This is a genomic window from Pseudomonas sp. StFLB209, assembly GCF_000829415.1.
GTDB lineage: Bacteria > Pseudomonadota > Gammaproteobacteria > Pseudomonadales > Pseudomonadaceae > Aquipseudomonas.
This window is the reverse complement of sequence record NZ_AP014637.1, coordinates 236,247-258,204: the sequence shown is the minus strand read 5'-3', so window position 1 is coordinate 258,204 and position 21,958 is coordinate 236,247. Positions and strand designations below refer to the sequence as shown.

Genomic DNA, 21,958 nt, shown 5'->3' with positions numbered 1-21,958 from the left:
GAGGTATGCAGTGCCTAATTGACCAGGATTGCCGCTAAAGCGGCTCCTGCAAACTGTGCAGCAGGCTTGTGACCAGCCGCTGTTCGGCCAGATCGCAATCGGCCTCGCCGCTATTGAGCACCTGTTGCAGCACCTCTGCGGCCTGGGCAGGGCGCTGCTGGCGCAACCATAACCGTGCCAGGCTCAGCGCGCAGCGCAGCTCCCAAAGCACAGCGCCTTGCTGGCGGGCGAGGTCCAGCGCCTGTTGCAGTTGATCCTGAGCGATTTCATCCGGTTGCTGCTGGGCATGACAACGCAGTATTTCAGCTGCGCACCAACCCGCTTCGCCGCTGCGCGCACGTTCCAGTTGCCGGGCGTCCACCGTGCCGCCGCGCAGGCTCAGCAGAATGTCGCGCAACAGGCCGCTGGCCGGGCTGGCCGGTTGCACGGGCAAGTCGAGCAGGCGGGCGTAATGCTGGGCCCAGGTGTAGAACAACAACACCGAATGCTTGTGGGCATGAGCATGCAGTTGCCGGACCCGTTGGTGGGCCAGTTGAGTTTGTCCTTCGGCCAGGGCAATCGGGCAGCCGGCCAGGGCCAGGGTGTAGCAGATCGACAGGCCGTGGTCGATCTGCAGAGCAATCTCCAGTGCCTGGTTTGCGGTACGCCGGGCTTCGGCGGGCCTGCCTTGCAGCCAGAGAATTCGCGCCAGAATCGTCAGCGCCGCCACACTTTGATCGTACTGAATGCCAAAGCCATGGCTGAAGCGGTTCAAGTGTCCGCTGTGACTCAGGCGCTGCAGGGCTTGCTCGGCGCACTGGCGTGCCTGGGTCTGCTGACCGCTGTAGTGCAGGGCCAATACTTGCAGACGCAGGGCGCTGAGGTCGGTGATCGGCGCGTCACCCAATTGCTCGAACTGCTGGCTCTGCAACACCGCCGCCTGATAATCACCGCCGCACAGATTGACCGCCGTGAGCCCGGACACCGCACGTAACCGGCCGTCGGCGTCACCGGCCTGATCGGCCAGGCGTCTTGCTTCATTGAAGGCGTCGACGGTTTCAAGACTGGCGCCGCGGCTGTGGTAGCTGTAGTTGCCCAGCGCCAGGCGCAGTTGCAATTCCAGTGGCGGGCATGGCTGGTCACTGTGTTGCAGCGCTTGCAAGGCCTTGCGCACGTACACACCGTGCTCCTTGAGCAGCGACAGTTCCTGCCACAGCGGCGCCGAGTGCGCGACCAGCGAAATCGCCAGGGCCTGCGGACCCTCGCCATTCAAACCCCAGTCGAGCACCTCGCGAATGTCTTCCAGGCTGCGGGTGTAGCGTTGCATCCATTGCCGGGTAGGCAGGTTGTGCCAGTCGTGGCGTGCCTGCTGCATCAGCGCCAGGCAGTGTTCGGCATGGCGTTTGAGGGTCTCGGGCAGTTCGTTGCGCTGGCGCAGCTTGGCCAGCGCGTAATGGCGGGTGGTGTCGAGCAGGCGGTAGAACACCGTTTCATCACCGGCCTCGACGCTCAGCAGCGATTTGTTGGCCAACTGGCTGATGGTATTGCACAGCAGCGCCGCCGACAGCGCCGGGTCGCCGGCCACTGCCAGCGCCGACTCCAGGCTGAAGCGGCTCTTGAACACGGCCAGCCGGCACAGGCAGAGCTGCTCGGCCGGTTCGAGCAGGTTAAAGCTCCAGTCCAGGGTCGCCAGCAGGGTCTGATGACGGCCAGTGCTGTCCGGGTGAGCGGTGATGCTCAATCCCACACTGTCCTGCAGTTGGGTCTGCAGGTCTTCCAGGCTCAGGCTGGCCAGTTGCGCGGCGGCCAGTTCGATGGCCAGCGGAATGCCCTCCAGGCGGCGACAGATGTCACTGGCCAGCGCCAGGCTGGCCGGGCTCAGGTCGAAATGCGCCTGGCTGTGCATGGCGCGCTCGACGAACAACTGCAAGGCGGCAAAGCCCATGGCTTCGACCTGGCTGGTCAATTCGGTAGGCGGGCAGGCCAAGGCATTGAGGCGCTGAATGACTTCGCCCTCGGCGCGCAGGCTCTCGCGGCTGGTGGTGAGAATATGAACCTGCGGTGCGCTGCGCAGAAGCCGCTCGCAAAGCACGGCAATCGCATCGATCAGATGCTCGCAGTTATCGATCACCAGCAGCAGTTGGCGGTCGCGTAACCAGTTGCACAACTGGCCCAGTGCGTCGCCGTCGGCCGGGGCCTGATCGAGCAGCGCAGCCAGTTGTGCGGCGACCAGCAATGGGTCGCTGAGCGCGGCAAGGTCCAGCCAGCGGATGCCGTCGCGGTAATCACCGACCAGCGAGTGTGCAACGTGCAACGCCACGGAGGTCTTGCCGATGCCGCCGGGGCCGGTGAGGGTGATCAGGCGTTGGCTTTGTAACTTCACCGCCAGGGCCTGGACCAGTGGCTGGCGGCCGATCATCCGTGCCTGGCGCGCCGGCAGGTTGTGGTTCAGATGAATCGGCGTGTCGCTGTCCGGGCCGGGGGCGGGCTGTTGCAGGCGCACCACCGGCGCGACCAGGCTGTAGCCGCGCTGGGCCACGGTGACGATATACCGCTGGCCGGCCTGGCCATCCCCAAGTGCCTTGCGCAGTGCTGCCATATGCACGCGCAGGTTGCTGTCCTCGACCACGCTGGTGGGCCAGACCCGGCTCATCAGGGTCTGACGGCTGACCACTTCGCCGGGGTGTTCGAGCAGCACCAGCAGAATGTCCAGCGCCCGGCCAGACAAGCGCAGCGGCTGGTCGGCATCGAGCACCAGGCGTTGTTCGGGGTAGATGCGCAAGGGCCCTAACTGCAGGGGCTGCTCCTGGGTCGATGGCATCAGCGCACTCCTTGGCATGGGCGAATGGTCTCAGGTGGCGATCCGCAAGCTGTGATCATGACGGTTCTTCAAGGCATGGCCACGCCAGGTCAGCGGAGTAATGCCTTCGCTGCGCGAGAAGATATGCGAAAAGTGTGACTGATCGCAAAACCCGCATTCCTGGCTGATCTGGGTCAGGCTCATGCTGGTATGGGCGATCAGGCACTTGGCGCGCAGAATTCGCTGTTCGCGGATCCATTCCTGAGGTGACAAGCCGGTGCTGGCCTTGAACGCCCGCGAGAAGTAACTGCGTGACAACGCACAGGCTTTGGCCAGCCCGGTCACTTCGATGTTCTCACTGAGGTTGTCCAGAATCAGTTGCATGGCGAGCTTCTCGCGCCAGGGTGTCAAACCACCACTGTCTGCCGACGCGGGGCGCTTGCGGCTGTGCAGGCGTAAACAGATCTGACAGGGAAGAACGCGCGTTGGTCGGGAATCTTGAGTCATGGCAATTGTCCGTAAGTCTCGGGGAGGCATTTGAGCCTTGAACAGGACCCGCACTTTGCATGGGCAAAAGTCTGCACAGAGGTCGCCATTCTTGGTCGCACACACGTGGCTGACGAGTTAATCGTTGTTAATTCTGCAAACGCTGATGATGGCGTTTTGCTTTTTAAATCGGCCCGCAAGGCTGCGGGCTAGAGCATTGGCGGGATCAGTTGCGGCGTTGCAACCAACTCAGGAAGCCGTTTTTGCGGGTTTGTGCGGGGCGGGCCAGTAACACACTGTGCGCGTTGTTCTGGCGCACCGCCTGAAGCTTGTTGAAGGCCCGGTTGACCTGTTTGCATTTCTCCAGGCAGGCCCGTGCGGTGGCCTTGTCGATGCGGTAGATGATGCTTGAGGTCATGGCGGTGAAGCTGGCCTCGGACGGGGTATCGCCCAGCACGCTCTGCTCACCCATGATCTCGCTGGGCCCCATGCGCCCGGCTTCGACCTGTTTGTCGCCATCGGGCACCGCCGCACTGACCACTCCTGTGGCAATCACAAACAGCGACTCGGACACCTCGTTCACATCCAGCACCACCTGGCCTGCGACGTACTGCTCGGCGGTCATGGCCTCGGCCAGTGCATCGCGTTCTTCCTCGCTCAGTGAACGGAACACCTTGACCTCATCAAGCAGCGCCCTGGCCCGGGAAATCGGCACCGCATTGCCCTCGCTCTGGCGGATGATGCCGGCCGCTTCCAGGTGCCGGTGGGCCAGGTCAAACAACTGGTTGCGTACTTCACCCTTGCGCGACAGTTCGGCGATGAAACCGCTGGCCACATACTCGGCCATGGTTTCGCCCGATTCCTTGAGCACCGCTTTGGGCGCCGGAGTCAGCAGCAGGCTGTCGCTGCCTTGCAGGGCACGTTGCAGAGCGTCGAGCACCCGGCGTGGGCGGACATGCTTGGGCACCTGAATGCTGATCGACACCCCGTGCATGTTGCTGGGCCGGCTGAGGTTGACGATTTTGGCCTTGGCCGCCACCGAGTTGGGGACCACGGCGGTAGCACCGGCGCTGGTCTGCAAGTGGGTGGCGCGCCAGTCGACGTCCACCACCTTGCCTTCCACACCGTCGATGGTCACCCAGTCATCCACCTGATAGGGCTTGGTGGTGTTGAGCACGATGCCGCTGAATACGTCGCTCAGGGTGCTCTGCAAGGCCAGACCGACGATGATCGCCATCGCCCCGGAAGTCGCCAGCAACCCCTTGACCGGCAGCTCCAGCACATAACCGGCAGCGGCCACCACACAGGCCAGGAAGATCAGCGCACCGAACACGTCCTGCAGCAAGCGGCCGCTCTGGCCGATCCGGCGCATCAGCGCCAGACCGATCAGCACGGTCATGGTCCGCGCCGCAAACAGCCACCACAGAATCGCCAGTGCCGTCGCGCCCAGTTGCATCACGCTGTCGTCAGGCCAGCTGGGCGCCAGTAGCGGGCTGATGCCGCTGTTGATCAACAGGCTGGTGTAAAGCACGAACAGCGCCAGACGCATGGCCACCCGGGCGGCCCGTAGATGCAGCGGCACCAGATACCAGAGCGAGACATCGGCCAGCAGGATAACGGCGCCCCACAGCAGGGGATGGCTGAGTACGAAGGACATGGTGGCGACTCCGAAAAAAGAGACCAGGCGCTGTGAGGGCAGCGCCTGGTCTGGTAGTGGTCAGTTCAGGTGAGCTTTCAGTTCGCCGGCGGCCTGACGCATGGCCGAGCGCACTTCAGGGATGTGGGTCAACGGGTTGAGCAGGCCGTAGTCATGGATCATGCCGTTGTAGCGCACTGCGGTGACCGGCACCCCGGCGGCATCAAGCTTGCGAGCGTAAGCCTCGCCTTCGTCACGCAGCACGTCGAACTCGGCGGTCTGCACCAGCGCTGGCGGCAGGCCGCGCAGTTGCTCGGGGCTGGCCTGCAACGGCGAGGCATGCACCTGGGCGCGCTCGGCAGCGTTGGTGGTGTAGTTGTCCCAGAACCACTTCATCATGCCCTTGGTCAGGAAGTGGCCCTCGGCAAACTGGTTGTACGAGCCGTTATCGAAGTTGGCATCGGTCACCGGCCACAGCAGCAACTGGAAGCGCAGTGCGGGGGCTTTCTGTTCTTTGGCCATCAGCGCCACCACTGCGGCCATGTTGCCGCCGACACTGTTGCCAGCCACTGCCAGGCGCTTGCCATCGACGCCGATTTGCTTGCCATGCTCGGCCACCCAGCGGGTCGCGGCGTAAGCCTGGTTGATCGCGGTCGGGTACTGAGCCTCAGGCGACGGGGTGTAGTCGACATACACCGCCACCGCGCCGGAGCCGACCACCAGGTCGCGGATCAGCCGCTGGTGGGTCGGGAAGTCGCCCAGCACCCAGCCGCCGCCGTGGAAGAACATGAACACTGGCAAGTCACCCTTGACCTTGGCCGGGCGGACGATCTGCAGGTTGATCGCCTGACCGTCAACCGTGATGGTCCGCGGCGTCACTTCAACGCCCGACAGATCAACCTTCACCGAGGCCTGGGCGCCGGTCAGCACCGCACGGGCATCCTTGGGGCTCAGTTGCTCAAGCGGCTTGCCACCGCCGGCGGCGAGGGCTTCGAGAAACGCCTGAGTATCGTGTTCAACGCCTGGGCTGCCAGCGGCGAAAGCGCTGTTGACCGACAGGGCGAGCAGGCTGGCAACGAGGCTGATCTTGATCGATTTCATGAAAGTGTCCTTGGGTATTCAGAGTTGGGTTATCAGGTAGAAAAATCGGTGTGGCTGATGGCGTCTGGCCTCAGCTGCACCGTGGACACAGATTAATTTGCTGTCGAAACCGGAAAAAGCGGGTATAAGGCGTTTAACTGTCAATCTGGAAGAGACAATGAACCCGTTTGAAGACATGCGTATCTTTTGCCAGGTCATGGAATCGGGCAGTTTCACGGCGGCGTCCGACAAACTCGGCCTGTCCAAGCAGTTCGTCAGCAGGCGCCTGATGCAGCTTGAAGAACGCCTCGGGGTCCGCTTGCTGAACCGTTCGACCCGGCGCCTGGACGTCACGCCACTGGGGCAGAGTTACTACGAATCATCGCTGCGCCTGCTCAGTGAAGTGGAGCAGGTCGAACAGGGCATCGCCGGCCAGAACAACGAACCGCGCGGCACTATCCGGGTCAGTGCACCGCTGTCATTCGCCATCGCCCACCTTGGCTGCCTGGTGCCGTTGTTCCTGCAACGCTACAAGGACGTGAGCATCGAAGTGGACCTCAGCGACCGGCCGGTGGACCTGATCAGCGAAGGCTACGACCTGGTGCTGCGTATCGGCACCCTGGAAGATTCGTCGCTGGTGGCCCGACGTATCGCGAGTATCGAACGGGTGTATTGCGCCAGCCCCGTGTACCTGGCCGAACGCGGCCACCCGACCGCACCGGAACAACTGCACGAGCATGACTGCCTGCCCTATGGCCACAGCCGCCAGGTGCAATGGCGCTTCGACGGGCCGGGCAAACCGACGCTGATCAACGTCACCGGCCGCATGCGGGTCAACAACGGTGACCTGCTGCGCGACGCGGCGATTGCCGGGCTGGGCATCACCTACCTGCCGACCTTCATCGTTGGCGCGGCACTGCGCAGCGGCAGCCTGGTGCGGGTCCTCGACGACTTGTGCCCGCCACCGCTGACCCTCTCGGCGGTCTACCCGCAACACCGCCAGACTTCCCGGCCGGTGCAGGCGTTTATCGAGTTTCTCAAGGAGCGCTTGCAAGGCAGTATCGAAACCGGGGATCGGCCGTAGCTGATCATTTAAGGTCGATGCGGTCTTTGTGGGAGCCAGCTCTGCTGGCGAATGCAGTCGTGCATAACGAGCAGATGGACCGGTTTTACCGGCCCGGCTGCTCCTGCTCAATTAGACCGGTGGGAGCTGTCGGCCGGCGCTCCGGTTGCTAGCGAAGACGGCGGCACATTCGCAGCAGATGTAGTGCTTTTACTGGCCTCTTCGTCGGAGTGCCACCCAGACCAAGGTCGCTCCCACCGGGGGCACACAGTGCCTAAGTGAATGTATGATCAGCCCATCTCCTGCAACCACAATCGATCAACAGTATTGCGGCTAAAGCGGATCGTTGCACGGCCGCTCCTGCTCAACGCAAGATATCCAACGGATACTGCACAACCACATACAGCCGATCCAGATCGTTATTACCCTGCGCCGCATTGCCCCGATGGGTCACATACGACAACTCCACCGACAGCCCCTGCAAGGCGCCTGCCGGGACCTTGTAGGCCAGAGTCAGGTCGCGTTCCCAATGCCTGCCACCTTTGCCTTGCAACGGCACATAGCGATCCTCAGCGCCAGCAAACCGGTTGTACGCACCACCGCGTGGCGCATCGGTGCCATCGATACCACTGCCGCGCACATAGCGGCCCATAAAACTCAAACCCGAAAACACATCACCCAGATCCAGGTCATAACGCGCCTGAAAGGACTGCTCGCCAGGGCCATTGAAGTCGTTGTACTTGATCGAGTTGGCCAGATAGATCGAATCACCGCCGACAAAGTCGAACGGCGTATCACCATGGATCTTCTGGTAACCGAAACTGAAAGCCTGCCGGGCATGGGTCAGTTTCAGCAGCAGGCTGGCCGCCGTATTGGCAATCGCACCGGCACTCGCCTGACCACTGTCCAGTGTGCGATACAGGTTGGCATCCCAGTCAAACCGCGTCTGGGGACCCAGCAGATGACCGCCATGCAGGTTGCCGTAATACTGCCGCCAGGTGTCGCTCAACTCTCCGATATACAACGCACCGCCCAGCGCCTGGTCACTGCGGCTTTCAATCCCGGCCAGGCTGATGCTCTGTCCGGCGGTGCTGGCGCCGTAGCCCTCCAGATCACCACGGCCGGTGGACTGGTTCTGGTTCTTGAACGCGGTAAAGCGCCCGGCCACCAGGCGCACGCCCGGCACGTCAAGGCTGTCGAGCAACCAGCCAGTGGCGTACTCCGGTTGCAGGCGCTTGTCGGCGGTGTCGAACACTGGCGTCTCGACCTCCATCTCGCCCACCCGCAACTGCGTGGCGCCCAGGCGCAGCTTCAGTGCCGCGCCTGCCGAGGAGTAATCCGGTTCGGCGCGGCCATCGCTGTCCAGCGGCAGCAGGCCGGTACCCGCCGTGCCGCGACCACTGTCCAGGCGCAGACCGAAAAAACCATGCGCATCGATTCCCAGGCCCACGTTGCCTGAGGTAAAGCCGGAATTGAAGTGGCCGATAAACCCCTGCGCCCACTCCTGGCTGTAGTTCTGCTCGCGAACCCGGTCGTTACGGTAGTCGTTGTGCAGGAAGTAATTACGTGCCAGTACGCCAGCCTGGGCGTCCTGCCAAAAGCTGTTGTCCTGAGCCTGCGCGCCATGAGCCAGGGCGGTAAGTAGTAGCCCGTTGAACAGAACCAAACCGCGCATGCCTGATGCCTCTGAATCAAAGCGCTAACTTTGACCCGGCTGACCAGGCATGGCTTGAGCAGATGTGTCGTGTCCGGTTTTTAGCTGAGCCTGAAAACGCTCAGTCATTGACTTCGATAATCCCTTCACGTACCGCGAACAACACCAGGCTGGCGATATCGTGAATGCCCAGGCGATGCATGACCTGCGAGCGATGGGCCTCGACGGTCTTGACCGACAACCCCAGGCCGCCGGCAATCGAGCGTGTCGACTCGCCACGGGCGATCAGGCGCAGGATCTCCAGCTGGCGTTCGGTCAGCGCCACATTACTGCTGCGGGTCGGCTGCACCAGGGTCTTTTTCACCGCCTGGCTGACCACCATCGGCACCACTGCCGACGACAGATACTGCCCGCCGCTGCGCAACGACTGCAGCGCCAGCTCCAGTTCCAGCACACTGGCACTCTTGAGCAGATAACCATGGGCGCCCAGTTGCAGGCATTTCATGACGAACTCCGAGTCCGTGTGCATCGACAGCATCAAAACCTTGCAGGCCGGCGCATGCAGCGCCAGTTCTTCGAGTGTGTGCACACTGGCCGTGCGTTCTATGGACATGTCCAGCATGACGATTTCCGGGGCCAGCACCACGGCCAGTTCTACAGTGCTCAACGTATCGCCGGTCTCACCGACGATCTCGTAGTCGTGTTGTTTTTCCAGCAGCGCCCGGATACCGGCCCGAAACAGTGGGTAGTCATCAGCGAGCAAAATTCGGCAAGGCATAGATCAGGCCTGTGTCGCGTGGGAATAAATGCCGTCCTTGTGTTCAGGCGGCGTTGTTGTATCCCGTGTGGGGCGTGGCACGGGGCCAGACCGGTCTGAATATGCCTGCTGGCCACAATGTGTTTTACAGACGCCCACAGGGGGAGACGTCCATATCGTTGTTCCGGCAACCTCCCTCAGCCGTGTCGAGCATGGTCACCGAATTGCTGGATCAGCAGCGGGACTCTGGATAACGGTTCAATCGTTTGTGCAGCGCCCATCCGGATCGCTTCCTTGGGCATGCCAAAGACCACGCAACTGGTCTCGTCCTGAGCCACGGTCTGGGCGCCGCTCTCGCGCATCGCCAGCAGCCCGCGTGCCCCGTCGTCGCCCATGCCGGTCATGATCACGCCCAGGGTATTGGCCCCGGCATGCCGGGCGACCGAGCGAAACAGCACATCTACCGAAGGTTTGTGACGATTGACGGGGGGACCATCGAGGACTTCGACCTGGTAATGCGCGCCACTGCGTTTGAGCTGCATATGGAATCCGCCGGGGGCGACCAGTGCCAGACCGCTGTGGACGCGATCCAGATGCCTGGCCTCGCGCACTTCAATCTGACACAGGTTGTTTAACCGACGGGCGAAATCGGCGGTGAATTTTTCCGGCATGTGTTGAACGATCACAATGCCCGGGCAGTCACGTGGCAACTGACGAAGCACGTATTCCAGTGCCTGGGTGCCGCCGGTCGAGCAACCCAGTGCCACCACCCGATCGGTGGTGTGCAACAAGCCTGTCGGTGCGCTTGGCGGCGCCGTTGGGGTTGCTTTGTTTTTCTGTTGTTGCAAGGCGCTTGCCACAGGCCTGAAGGCGCCGGGGCGGGTACGCGCCGCCTCTTCAATGGTGCGGATCAACTCGCTGGACATCTGCTCCAGGCTCTGGCGCAGGCCCAGCCGGGCCTTGGTGAAGACCCCCACAGCGCCTGCAGAAAGGGCTTCCACGGAGACACCCGCACCGCTTTCGGTCAGCGTCGAGCAGATCAGCGTCGGGGTCGGGCGTTCGCTCATGATCTGGCGCAGGAAGGTCAGGCCGTCCATGCGCGGCATCTCGATATCGAGAATGATCACGTCCGGCCAGTCACGGCGCATCTTGTCGATGGCATACAGCGGATCACCGGCATGGCCGATGACCTTAATGCCGGGGTGATTGTCCAGGCAACTGGTCAGCACCTGACGCACCAGCGCCGAGTCATCGACGATAAAGACCTTGATCATGATACCCACCTGGGTCTGACCGGCAGGCGCATCAGTTTGCGCTCGCAGTCGATGCGGCCACTGCTGCCGTCGACGAGCAGGCGGCGGTAATGGTCGCCATTTGTATCGCAGTGATCCACCGGCCAGTTGCGCAGGCTGAACTGCCGATGGGCGAACTCGCTGTTGCTATGTCCGACCCGGCAGGCGATGCGCCCGAGCGGGCTGCTCAGGGTGCCGCCACCAAAAATGCTCTTGCGGTATTCACACGGGCGGGTGCCATGACGCAGCATGTCGGCATGCAGGCGGCGGAACACCGCGTCGCCGTAACGGGTGTCGAGCGGATCGTTGCGCAAGCCCGGCTGACCCGGTTCGCGGGGAAGCACGTAATGGGACACCGAGAGCAGACGCCAGCGCGGGTGCCAGAGAATGATCGACACGCAACTGCCCAGCAGCGTCGTGACCGGACCGTTGTGGCGACCAAAGAAATAATCGCCGGGGCGCAAGAACAGCGAAGAACTTACAGACATTCGTATACCGAGGGTTGAATCAGCCTGAGCGGTAATTGCAGGCCATGGATGCTTTCGGCGTGGCCGATGAACAGAAGTCCGCCGGGACGCAACTGACCAACGATGCGCTGCACGATGCGGCGCTTTTCCTCGCCATCGAAGTAGATCAGCACATTGCGCAGAAAAATCGCATCGAACAGGCCCAGGTCCTCGACCAGCGGCTGGACCAGGTTGACTTCGCGCAGGTTCAGGCGCTCACGCAGCGCCGCCTGGACCCGAAAGCGCCCGCTCATGTCGCCAACCCCGCTCAGGCAATAGCGCTGCAGCCAGCCTTCAGGAAAGTACTTGGCCTGGCTGATGTCGTAGATACCTTCCTGGGCCTTGCGCAGCATGCTCAGGCTCAGGTCGCTGGCGGTGATCGACCAGTCTTTGGTGGTGGCGTGTTCGCTGAGCACCATGGCCATACTGTAAGGCTCTTCGCCCGACGAGCAGGCCGCGCTCCATAGCCGCAACGGCCCGCGCTGACGGGTCAGCCACTCGCCCAGGCAATCGAAGTGCGGGTGTTCACGAAAAAAGTAGGTCTCGTTGGTGGTCAGCAAGTCCACCACCAGCCGGCGCTCCTGACGGTACAGCGGCTGCTCGATCATGCGCAGGTACGCGGTGAAACTGTCGAGCCGGTAATGACGCAGGCGTTTCATCAACCGCCCCGCCACCAGTGGCCGTTTGTTGTCGGCCATCTGGATCCCCGAGGCCTCGGCCATGAGCTTTTGCAGGTGGCGGAACTCGCTGTCGCCGAGCCCCGGCAGCTTCAGTGCATCGGCCATGTCAGCTGCCCTTGCTCACGGCAAGACTGAGCTGGCGGATATCGTCGAGCGATAGCACCTGCGCAACATTGAGGATGATCGTGAAGCTCTGCTCGTTACGGGCCATGCCGGCGATGAAGTCGGTACGGATCCCGGCACCGAATGGCGGTGGCGGCACCACCAGTTGCGGGTCGATGTCCAGCACCGCATCCACCGCGTCGACCACCAGGCCGATGCGCTGATGATGCTCTTCCATCGCCAGGTCAATGATCACGATGCAGGTGCGCTTGTCAGGGCGGGTCAGCTCGAAGCCGAACCGCGCTGCCAGGTCCAGCACCGGCACCACGTTGCCGCGCAGGTTGATCACCCCGTGAATGAAGGCGGGCATCATCGGTACCGAGGTGACGTCGTGGTACTCGATGATTTCCCGCACCAGGTCGATCGGCAGCGCGTAGGCGGCGTCACGGACCCGAAATGACAGGTGCTGCACGCTCAGCGCGTGAGCCGCGTCGAACGATGAATCGGAGCTCTGGGCAAGGTTCATGGCTGTGCTCTTCCTGAACAGGTCCGGTCAGCCGAAGCTGACGAACTGGCCTTCGTCGACCTGACTCTTGCCACGCGACCAAGACGGCGGGGTGCCGCCGCTGAAGGTGTCGTTAACCCGTGGCAGTGGCCGGTTGGCTGCGTTCTCGTCGAAGCGGAAGAAGCCGATCAACTCCTGCAACTGGCCGGCCTGGGCGTTCATCTCTTCGGCGGTGGCGGCCAGCTCTTCCGAGGCCGAGGCGTTCTGCTGGGTGATCTGGTTCATCTGGCCCATGGCGATATTGATCTGCCCGGCTGCGCCGCTCTGTTCCTGCGAGGCTGCAGTGATTTCCTGAACCAGGTCGGAGGTTTTCTGGATATTGGGCACGATTTCGTTGAGCAGGCGGCCGGCCTGTTCGGCCAGTTGCACGCTGCTGGAGGCGACCTGACCGATTTCCTGAGCGGCCACCTGGCTGCGTTCGGCCAGCTTGCGCACTTCGGCAGCCACGACCGCAAAGCCTTTGCCGTGGTCGCCGGCACGGGCCGCTTCGATGGCCGCGTTAAGCGCCAGCAGGTTGGTCTGGTAGGCGATGTCGTCGATGATGCTGATCTTGTCGGCAATCTGCTTCATGGCCAGCACCGTGTCGCCCACGGCGCCGCCACCCTGTACGGCATCGTTGGCCGCTTTGCCGGCAATCCCGTCAGTGATCTTGGCGCTCTCGGTGTTCTGGGCGATGGAGGCTGACATCTGCTCGACCGAGGCGCTGGTCTGCTCGACACTGGCGGCCTGTTCGTTGGCGGCCTGGCTCAGCGACTGCGAGGTAGAGCTGACTTGCTCGGAGGCTGAAGACAGCGCATCGGCAGCGCTGCGCACGTCGCCGAGAATGCTGCGCAGGCGCACCGCCATGTTCTGCATTGAGGCCAGCAGCTGGCCGGTTTCGTCCTTGCTGTTGACCTGCACGTCCTGGCTCAGATCACCGGCGGCCATGCGGTTGGCAGCGACCACGGCATCGTTGAGCGGTTTGGTAATGCTGCGGGTGACCAGCACGCCGATCAGCATGCCCAACAGGGTCGCGGCGACCAGCAGGCCAATCATCTGCACGCGCGAGTCGAGATAGATGTTGGTGATTTCAGTGTTGGCTTCGCCTGCACGATTCTTTTTATGCGCGACCATTTCACCCAGCATACGATCAATCACGTCACCGCTGGCCACGGCTTTGGGCAACAATTCAGTGATTTCATTAGCTTCCTGGAACTGGCTGGAGCTGCGGCTGATGTTGACCAGTTGTTTGACGAGCGTTTCATATTCGGTGAACGGCGCATTCATCTGGTCGTAGCGTTCCAGGCTTTCTTTGGTCAGGAAATTCTCGCGACCCTTGACGATCTGCTGGCGGGTCAGGTCCAGCGCCGTCAATGTGGAGCTGAGCATTTTCTCGCGATCAGCCTGATTGGTGGCCAACAAGGCACCACGCAGTGATCGGCCTACGGTAACCAATTGAATGTTGGCTTCCTGAAGTTGGGTCATGCCTTCGATATCGACCTCATACATACGGTCTGACAGCGAGTTGACCTGGTCCAGATTGCGGATACCGATCAGGCCGATGACGATGGTCAGTGCCACCACCACCAGAAAGCCCAGGGTCAACCTCAAGCCTATCTTCATGTTTCGAATGAACTGCATGCTGAATCTCCTGAAAGCGGCAATGAACTAGTGGGCGTTGGCGACGTTGGCCTGGCTCGGGGCGGGGGTATCGACCAGGGCCTGCAAATGACGGAACAGACTGGGGATGTCGAGAATCAGCGCGACCTGCCCGGAACCGAGAATGGTCGAGCCACTGATCCCGCGCAGGTGCTGGAACATCTTGCCCAGCGGTTTGATCACGGTTTGCAGCTCGCCGTGTAACTGATCGACGATCAGCCCGGCCTGCTGGCGGCCCTGGCTGACCACCACGATGTTGCGCCGGCGCACCGGCTCGCTGTCGAGGCCGAAATGGCTGTCCAGGGTGATGCACGGCAGCGGGTTGCCGCGCAGGTTGAGGTAGCCGTAGCCTTTGTCCAGCGTCGGTTCGCTGGCCTCCATGCATTCGGTGACCATGTCCAGCGGGATGACGAAGCTGTCGTTGCCGACACTGACCAGAAAACCGTCGATGATCGCCAGGGTCAGCGGCAGGCGGATACGGAAGGTGCAGCCAAAGCCGGCCACCGAATCGATCTCGATCAGGCCGCGTAACTGGTCGATGGCGCTGCGCACCACATCCATGCCCACGCCACGGCCAGACAGGTTGGAGACCTGCTCGGCAGTGGAAAAGCCGGGTTCGAAGATCAGTGCATGAATGTCCCGGTCGCTGAGTTGCGCGTCGGCTTCGACCATGCCCTTGTCGATGGCCTTTTGCAGAATCCGTGCGGTGTTCAGGCCGCGGCCGTCGTCACTGATTTCCAGCACGATCATGCCAGAGTCGTGATAGGCGTTAAGGCTCAGGTTGCCTTCTTCGGGCTTGCCGGCGGCCAGCCGCTCGGCGCCCGGTTCGATGCCGTGGTCGATGGCGTTGCGCACCAGATGGGTGAGCGGGTCGGCGATCTTGTCGATCACCGATTTGTCCAGTTCGGTCTCGCCGCCACGGATGGTCAACTGGATCTTCTTGTCCAGCTCCTGGCTCACGTCGCGCACCACGCGGTGGAAGCGGTTGAAGGTTTCGCCGACCTCGACCATGCGCAGCTTCAGGGCGCTCTCGCGGATCTGCTCGACATGCTGGAACACCGCCTGGGTGCTTTCGATGCAGCGGGTGTCGCCAGACAGTTTGGCCTGCATCTGCGCGCCGGCGGTACTGATCACCAGTTCGCCGACCAGATTGATCAACTCATCGAGCTTATGGGCCGAAACTTTGACCAGGGTGTTTTCGCTGCTGCGCTTTTCTCGGGGTGCGGTGCGCTCGGCGGCTGCGGCGCCTGCTTGAGCGGTGTGTCTGGCGGGCGGTTGCGCGGCCGCTGGCGCAATCGTTTGCGACGAATCGCCAATAACCTGCATCGGCAACGCGGCGTTGTCGGCCTGGGCTGGCGCCTGATCGTCCGGGTGCCGGTAATCGGCAAACCCGCCATCCAGCCGCTCGATTTCAAGCGTGCAGAAGTCTTCGATAAAGCTGAACACGTCGACGATCTGCTCCCGTCCGGCAGCACTGCGCAGGGTGATTGCCAGGCTCAGGTAGCACTGATGCGGGTCCAGCTCGTGCAATGCCGGCAGGCCGGCAGTGTCGGTCTGCAGCTCGGTGATGGCCCCGAGCTTTTTCAGGTAACGGACAAAGGCGGCCGGGTCGAAGCCATTTTCGAACAGCTCGCGGGCGAAACCGATATTGATCTGCCAGTCATGTACGTCGAGCTCGTCCGGGGTGCCCGCCACCGGTTGTGCCGGGCTGTCCTGCGCTTGCGGGGCATGTCCCTGGGCCGCCGACAGCGCGGCAATCAGCGGCGCGTGACGGCTTTCATCGACGTTCAACTGGCCGTTGTCGTCGACGCTTTCAAGCAGGGTGCTCAGCTCGTCCATGCAGGTCAGCATCAGCGAGGTCATTTGCGAGGTCAGGGTCAACTGACCGTCACGCACCATCATCAACAGGCTTTCCAGATGATGGGTGAGGTTGACCAGCGCGGTCAGCGAGAAAATACCCGCCGAGCCTTTGAGGGTGTGCACGGCGCGGAACAGTTGATTGACTGCTTCGTCATCCTCGGGACTGATTTCCAGGCGTAGCAGGCTGTCTTCAGCGTCCTTGAGCAGATCACGGCCTTCATCCAGAAAGCCTTGCAGCAGTTGGTTCCACTGATCGCCACTGAACATGGGTCAATCCTCGGCCGGGGCGGTGGGGTGAAGTACATCCAGGGCCAGCAACCCGGCCAGTTCGATCACGCTGGGCGAGGCCGCAATGATTTCGGGCTGCTGCCCATAAGCCGCCAGGCTCTGGTGCAGCGCCAGCAGCAATTGCGCACCGGCACTGTCGAGTTCAGCGATACCGGAAAGGTCCAGTTGCCAGGCTGCATCACTGGCGGCGGGCAGCAGCGCCTTGAGTTGCTCAAGGGCCTGCTGGACTTCGTAGATCGTCAGGTCACCGGCGGCGTGTAGCAGCGCCGGTGCGTCCGGGGTCGGGTGGCTGAGGGTGAACATGGGCTCAGCCCATCAGCTTTTCGACTGCCGCCAGCAACTGTTGGGGCTGGAACGGCTTGACGATCCAGGCTTTGGCGCCAGCGGCCTGGCCTTCGGCTTTCTTCGACTGTTCGCTTTCGGTGGTGAGCATCATGATCGGTGTGAAGCGGTACTCGGGGCGCGCCTTGACCGCCTTGACCAGGCCGATGCCGTCGAGGTTGGGCATGTTCACGTCACTGATGATCAGGTTGATTTTCTGCCCGGTCAGTTTGTTCAGGGCGTCACGGCCATCGCTGGCTTCGATCACTTGATGGCCGGCGCTGGTCAGGCTCATCTTCACCAGTTGGCGCATCGAAGAAGAGTCATCGACGATCATTACGGTCTTGGCCATGTTGGAGTTCCTCGCAAAGGAAAAGGCAATAAACACAGAAAAACAGCTACAACGAATTCGCTCGCCAGGGTTCTAGAAGAACGTGACTTCACTGGCAGTGGTCTGGGTTCGCCCGTGGCGTTCCTCTTCGGTGGTGAAGCGCTGGCGCAGGCGGTCGAGCCAGGCACGTGGGTCGTGCAGGCTGGCGTCCTGTTGCTGCAAGGCGTCGAGCAACTGCTGCTGGTCGCTCTGGACGTGGTCGAGCATCTGGTCGGCGCGGTCCTGGAATTGCAGGCTGATCATGATCGCCTGAATGTCCTGCTGGGTATCGCGGGCATCACGCTGCAGGGTGTGAGAGGCGCCGGACAGCTCATTGAGGTTGTCTTCAAGGTGGCTCATCACGGTCTTGACCGACGCATCCAGGAACGCCAGGTTGCTGCGCTCGCTCTCACCCAGCTCGGCGGCGGCGCTGATGGTCGACTGGATCGCGTGGTTGATCTCTTCGACCTTGATGTCCATGCCCTGGCCGGTCTCGGCCGACAGTGAAGAAAGCTTGCGCACTTCGTCGGCAACCACCGAAAAGCCCCGGCCATGTTCACCGGCACGAGCAGCCTCAATGGCGGCATTGAGGGCCAGCAGGTTGGTCTGGCTGGCGATTTCCTGCACCCGCTTGGCCATCTGCTGCAACTGGCTGGCATAGCTGTCGAGCTGGCTGATGGTGTCGATCAGCGCCTGTTGACGCTTGCTGCTGGCTTCGAAGGCGTGGGTGACTTCCATCAGGCGCTGGTTGGCATCGCGCAGGCTGGTGCCGACGCCGCCGTTGGCCAGGATGTTTTCCGAATTACCCAGGCTGCTTTCAAGGCGGCTGGCAATGTTGCTGAAGCGCTCGAACAGGTCGCCGATGTTGCTTTGCAGCAGGTCGCGGCTCTGGGCGATGCTGTCGCTCCAGCTGGGCACCACGGTGTGCAGCAGGGCCGGCACGTCAGGCGCTGGCGAGGGGGTGCCGGGTTCTGTGGGGACAACCGGATCTGCAACCGGGGCGGGTTTGCGCAGTTGCACCACCACGGTGGCGCAGGCAATGATCAGCAGGCCGGCGATGATGACCAGGTTCTGGCTCAATGCGAGTCCAGTGGCACCGAGTGCGAGGCCTACCCAGAAAGCAAGATAAATCAACATCCTCGCATCCATTCGATTACCTGAAAGTCCGGGGATCATAGCGATGGCAATTTGACGTCAATATCGGGGCAACCCCTAATCCGACCAGCGGGTCATGGGGGGACTTATTAGCCTCGGTCACCGGAAGACTTGACTGAGCAGTCAGCCTAATGCCTTCTGCCGCAACGACTTGGCAGGGACGGTCGAATCCGCGTTTAGTCATTTGCAGTGGCTGTGTCTAGGAAATTGGCTTAAGGGTCGTGGTCCGGGACTCTGGTCAGGTGGCGCTATTTGGAAAGAAAGTGTTGCATTGGAGTACTTCTGCCCCGGTTGACAGGTGATTCGGTGCATGATTTCAAGGTGCCATATGCGAAAACGGAGCACCTGCTTCATGGCAGATGCCCCGTTGCTATCAGAGGTTCTATTAAGGGCTTGCAGGCGCTCAGAGCTGCCCTTAAGGGGCGCTGCGGGCACTGAACACGGCCTTGCCGATGCCTTGCAGCACGGTGTCGTTTTGCGGCGTGTGGACCCTGGCGCACAGCACGTTACGGTAGTGGCGTTGCAATGGGTTACTGCGTGACAGCCCAGGATTGCCGCTGGCCTCCAAGGCGATTTCCACGGCACGCTGGGCATTGTTGGTGACCAGGTATTTGATCTGTGCGGCATGCTGGCTGGGCACCTGGCCGTGGGCGGCCGAATGCAGCAGATTGTGGTTGGCGAACAGCAGCGTATCGATGTGCCCGATCGCCTCCTGAAAGCGCGGCAGGGTGGCCAGTGAGGCGCCGAGGTTGGATGGCTTGCGCTGCTCCAGCCACGCCACCAGCCAGTCACGCGCAGCGTGCGCGACACCGTCGTAGACCGCCGAGAGCAGCACCGACATCCACAGCATCCCGGCCGGGTCCAGTTCGGCGCGGATGTTGCTCCAGGGGCTGACGCTGACCGCTTGTTCCAGCGGAATCAGCACATCTTCAAAGATCACCTCATGGCTGCTGGTGGCGCGCATGCCCAAGTGGTCCCAGTCTTCGACGATGCGAATGCCCGGGGTGTCCTTGTGCACCAGATAAGTACCGACCAGCGGGTCTTGATCGTCACTGCGGCCCCAGACGCCGAACCAGGTCAGGCCGTGGCTGCCGGTGGAATAGATCTTGCGCCCGCTGATGCGCCAGCCTTGCGCCGTACGCCGGGCGATGGTTGCCGGCAGGCCGCCACGCGCCGGCGTGCCAAGGTCGGGCTCGACGCGCAGGGCGTTGATCAACGCACCGTTGTGCACGGCGTCCAGGGCGACTTTTTTGCGCAGGTGTTCCGGCCACTGCAGGCTGTCTTGCAGGCGAGCGTGCTGGATGTACTGCATGACCAGAATCAGCGCCGTGGACGGCTCGCCTTTGGCCACCGCCTTGATCACCTCCAGCGCCTTGGGCAGGTCGGCACCGCCGCCGCCCAATTCAACAGGCACGGTCAGACCCAGCAGGTCGTGCTCGTGCAGCACGCGGAAGTTCTCGTGCGGAAACTCGCCGCTTTGGTCATAGTGCTCGGCGGTGCTGGCCAGCAGGGCGCTGATATCGGCCAGCCTGGCGCTGAACGCTGCCGCCGACTCTGGTTCGTCAACAGGCTGACGAAGACTTGTGAGGCTCATGTGTGATTCCTTTTCAGTGGCGGCCGCCGTCTATCAGGCCGCTCAGACCGTCGCTGCGGTCAGGGCCAGCTCGACGGCTTGCAGGATGGGTTCGGCTTCGGCACGCACCAGCCAGTCGGGGCTGACCTGGGCAAACACCACCCGCGCTTCGCGGTCGAGCACCACCACGGTGGGCTGTGGCAGCTCCCAGGTACCGGTGCCGGTGACTTCGCCAATCGAGGAGCCCTTGCTTAATGCCGCCTGCCGCGAAGCTTCGTCGAAGCTGTAGAGAATCCCCAGCCGCCGGGCCAGAACGTTGTCCTTGTCGCTGGCGACTTGCAGGGTCAGGTTATGTCGGTGCTTGATCTCGATCAGGCGCTCCGGCACCTGTGGGCTGACCGCCACCAACGGTACGCCCCTGGCCTTGAGCGCCGCCGCCAGTTGGCGATCGTAATGCGGGATGGCCAGATTGCAGGCCGGGCAGCCGGCAAAGCGGAAGAACACCAGTACCGCCGGGCCTTCGGCCAGCAACTGGTCGCGGCTCAGGACACCGCCTTCGACCTTGAGCAGTTCGAACGGCCCGATGTGATCACCGGCTTTGACGAAGCGTTCGGTGTCGGCGGTATCGACCAGCAACTGGCGCTGGTTGATGTTGATTTGCAGGGCTTCAGGCGCCCAGCTGGCGACCCGCTCGGCGTGCAGGTCGGCCAGTTGTTGGTTGAGTGACTGGCTCATGCGACGGCGTCCTCGGGGCGGGTTGCTGCGCTGTAACGGTTGGCCGGTTTGGCCAGGCCGAAATGCTCGCGCAGGGTGGCGCCGCTGTACTCGGTGCGCAACAGGCCACGCTGTTGCAGGATCGGCACCACCAGTTCAGTGAAATACTGCAGGCCATCGGGCAGCAGCGAATTGATGATGAAACCGTCGGCCGCGCCCTGTTCAAACCAAGTCTGCAGGGCGTCGGCGACTTGCTCTGGGGTGCCGACGAAATCCCGGTTCGGCCGGGAGAACCACAACGCCACTTCGCGCAGGCTCAACTGCTGTTCTCTGGCCAGTCGCTTGATCCGGTCGGAACCGCCTTTCTGGCTGTTGGCGCCCAGGTCGCCGAGTTCCGGGAACGGCTCGTCGAGGGGGTACTGAGTAAAGTCGTGGTCGTTAAACGGGCGGCCCAAAGCCACGATGGCATCCTCGATGCTGACCAGTTCTACGGCCTGCTGGAAACGCGCCTCCACTTCGGCCTGGTCACGGCCGACAATCGGGCGGATGCCCGGCAAAATCGACAGTGTCTGCGGGTCACGGCCAAAGCCGGAAGCGCGCTTTTTCAGGTCTGCCGAATAGGCGATGCCGTCCTGCAGCGACTCGACATGGACGAAGATCGCGTCGGAATATTCGGCGGCGAAGTTACGCCCGTCTTCGCTGGTGCCGGCCTGGAACAGTACCGGCTGGCCTTGACGCGAACGGGCAATGTTCAGCGGACCTTTGACCTTGAAGAACTCGCCCTGGTGATTGAGCGCATGCAGCTTGTCGGGGGCAAAGAATTCGCCGCTCTGTTTGTTGCGGGTAAAGGCGTCGTCTTCCCAGGAATCCCACAGGCCACGCACCACCGAAACGTGCTCCTTGGCGATGCGGTAGCGCACCGCATGCGGCGGGTGTTCGCTTTTGCCGAAGTTATCGGCGGTGCCGCTCAGCCAGGAGGTCACGATGTTCCAGCCGGCGCGACCGCCGCTGATGTGGTCCAGAGAAGCAAATTGCCGGGCGACCTGGAAGGGCTCGGTGTAGCTCACTGTCACCGTCGCCACCAGACCGATATGTTCGGTGGTGGCCGCCAGTGCCGACAAGACGGTCAACGGCTCGAAACGGTTGAGGTAATGCGGGCTGGACTTTTCGTGAATGTGCAGGCTGTCGGCAATGAACACGAAGTCGAATTTGGCGGCTTCAGCCAGGCGGGTCTGCTGCTTGTAAAAACCGAAGTTGACGCTGGCATCAGCCAGCGCGTCCGGATGGCGCCACTCGCCCCAACCGTGACCGACACCATGAACCATGGCGCCCAGTTTCAGATGACGCTGCTTGAGATGACCTTGCTTGCTCATGAAAAATTCTCCTGAAAATGAGAGGGCCGGCTGGACCTGCATGGACCGGCCGGGCGCCGTAGGTGC

Annotated in this window: 19 protein-coding genes; 1 reads left to right on the top strand and 18 read right to left on the bottom strand. The window is 62.3% G+C overall.

The window, feature by feature from the left end; translation table 11 throughout:
* Positions 1 to 34 precede the first annotated feature (34 nt).
* The 4 genes from PSCI_RS01140 to PSCI_RS01125 form a co-directional block, all read right to left on the bottom strand.
* Positions 35 to 2,800, bottom strand: coding sequence for an ATP-binding protein (locus PSCI_RS01140; protein WP_045481707.1), 2,766 nt, complete (start codon positions 2,798 to 2,800; stop codon positions 35 to 37).
* 30 nt (positions 2,801 to 2,830) lie between these two features.
* Complete coding sequence (locus PSCI_RS01135; protein ID WP_045481704.1) at positions 2,831 to 3,286, bottom strand: helix-turn-helix domain-containing protein; 456 nt, start codon at positions 3,284 to 3,286, stop codon at positions 2,831 to 2,833.
* A 205-nt stretch (positions 3,287 to 3,491) separates the two neighbouring features.
* Positions 3,492 to 4,922 carry a mechanosensitive ion channel family protein gene (locus PSCI_RS01130; RefSeq protein WP_045481701.1) on the bottom strand — a complete coding sequence of 477 codons (1,431 nt, stop codon included), beginning with the start codon at positions 4,920 to 4,922 and terminating at the stop codon, positions 3,492 to 3,494.
* 60 nt (positions 4,923 to 4,982) lie between these two features.
* Positions 4,983 to 6,002 carry an alpha/beta hydrolase gene (locus PSCI_RS01125; protein WP_045481698.1) on the bottom strand — a complete coding sequence of 340 codons (1,020 nt, stop codon included), beginning with the start codon at positions 6,000 to 6,002 and terminating at the stop codon, positions 4,983 to 4,985.
* A gap of 157 nt (positions 6,003 to 6,159) precedes the next feature.
* On the opposite strand from PSCI_RS01125, the gene PSCI_RS01120 reads away from it, so the two are divergent.
* Positions 6,160 to 7,065: a LysR family transcriptional regulator gene (locus PSCI_RS01120; protein ID WP_045481694.1), complete on the top strand. Its 906-nt coding sequence runs from the start codon at positions 6,160 to 6,162 to the stop codon at positions 7,063 to 7,065.
* A gap of 343 nt (positions 7,066 to 7,408) precedes the next feature.
* Here PSCI_RS01120 and PSCI_RS01115 read toward each other — a convergent pair whose 3' ends face one another.
* From PSCI_RS01115 to PSCI_RS01050, 14 genes are all read right to left on the bottom strand, one after another.
* Positions 7,409 to 8,719 (bottom strand): OprD family outer membrane porin, encoded by a 1,311-nt coding sequence (locus PSCI_RS01115; RefSeq protein WP_052483332.1) that lies wholly within the window; start codon positions 8,717 to 8,719, stop codon positions 7,409 to 7,411.
* A 100-nt stretch (positions 8,720 to 8,819) separates the two neighbouring features.
* The gene (locus tag PSCI_RS01110; protein WP_045481691.1) at positions 8,820 to 9,476 is read right to left on the bottom strand and encodes a response regulator; all 657 of its coding nucleotides are present in this window, start codon (positions 9,474 to 9,476) and stop codon (positions 8,820 to 8,822) included.
* 176 nt (positions 9,477 to 9,652) lie between these two features.
* Positions 9,653 to 10,729, bottom strand: a complete 1,077-nt coding sequence (locus PSCI_RS01105; RefSeq protein ID WP_045481688.1) for a protein-glutamate methylesterase/protein-glutamine glutaminase — start codon at positions 10,727 to 10,729, stop codon at positions 9,653 to 9,655.
* Entirely contained in the window at positions 10,726 to 11,235 is a 510-nt protein-coding gene (locus PSCI_RS01100) for a chemotaxis protein CheD (protein ID WP_045481685.1), read from the bottom strand. The genes PSCI_RS01105 and PSCI_RS01100 overlap by 4 nt, the downstream gene beginning before the upstream one ends.
* On the bottom strand, positions 11,226 to 12,038 hold the full coding sequence (locus PSCI_RS01095) for a CheR family methyltransferase (protein WP_045481682.1): 813 nt from the start codon (positions 12,036 to 12,038) through the stop codon (positions 11,226 to 11,228). Before PSCI_RS01095 ends, PSCI_RS01100 begins: the two co-directional genes overlap by 10 nt.
* Position 12,039: 1 nt before the next feature.
* On the bottom strand, positions 12,040 to 12,561 hold the full coding sequence (locus PSCI_RS01090; RefSeq protein WP_045481679.1) for a chemotaxis protein CheW: 522 nt from the start codon (positions 12,559 to 12,561) through the stop codon (positions 12,040 to 12,042).
* Positions 12,562 to 12,588: 27 nt separating this feature from the next.
* Positions 12,589 to 14,220 carry a methyl-accepting chemotaxis protein gene (locus PSCI_RS01085; RefSeq protein ID WP_045481677.1) on the bottom strand — a complete coding sequence of 544 codons (1,632 nt, stop codon included), beginning with the start codon at positions 14,218 to 14,220 and terminating at the stop codon, positions 12,589 to 12,591.
* Positions 14,221 to 14,247: 27 nt separating this feature from the next.
* Positions 14,248 to 16,365, bottom strand: coding sequence for a chemotaxis protein CheA (locus tag PSCI_RS01080; RefSeq protein WP_045481674.1), 2,118 nt, complete (start codon positions 16,363 to 16,365; stop codon positions 14,248 to 14,250).
* A gap of 3 nt (positions 16,366 to 16,368) precedes the next feature.
* Positions 16,369 to 16,689, bottom strand: a complete 321-nt coding sequence (locus PSCI_RS01075) for an STAS domain-containing protein (protein WP_045481672.1) — start codon at positions 16,687 to 16,689, stop codon at positions 16,369 to 16,371.
* Between the two features lie 4 nt (positions 16,690 to 16,693).
* Positions 16,694 to 17,059 (bottom strand): response regulator, encoded by a 366-nt coding sequence (locus PSCI_RS01070; protein WP_045481668.1) that lies wholly within the window; start codon positions 17,057 to 17,059, stop codon positions 16,694 to 16,696.
* A gap of 72 nt (positions 17,060 to 17,131) precedes the next feature.
* Positions 17,132 to 17,815 carry a methyl-accepting chemotaxis protein gene (locus PSCI_RS30080; RefSeq protein ID WP_373568456.1) on the bottom strand — a complete coding sequence of 228 codons (684 nt, stop codon included), beginning with the start codon at positions 17,813 to 17,815 and terminating at the stop codon, positions 17,132 to 17,134.
* 832 nt (positions 17,816 to 18,647) lie between these two features.
* The gene (locus PSCI_RS01060; RefSeq protein WP_045481661.1) at positions 18,648 to 19,826 is read right to left on the bottom strand and encodes an acyl-CoA dehydrogenase family protein; all 1,179 of its coding nucleotides are present in this window, start codon (positions 19,824 to 19,826) and stop codon (positions 18,648 to 18,650) included.
* Between the two features lie 42 nt (positions 19,827 to 19,868).
* Positions 19,869 to 20,540: a peroxiredoxin-like family protein gene (locus PSCI_RS01055; protein ID WP_045481658.1), complete on the bottom strand. Its 672-nt coding sequence runs from the start codon at positions 20,538 to 20,540 to the stop codon at positions 19,869 to 19,871.
* A complete protein-coding gene (locus tag PSCI_RS01050; protein ID WP_045481654.1) occupies positions 20,537 to 21,892 on the bottom strand; it encodes an LLM class flavin-dependent oxidoreductase in 1,356 nt (451 codons plus the stop codon). Before PSCI_RS01050 ends, PSCI_RS01055 begins: the two co-directional genes overlap by 4 nt.
* Between the last annotated feature and the right edge of the window lie 66 nt (positions 21,893 to 21,958).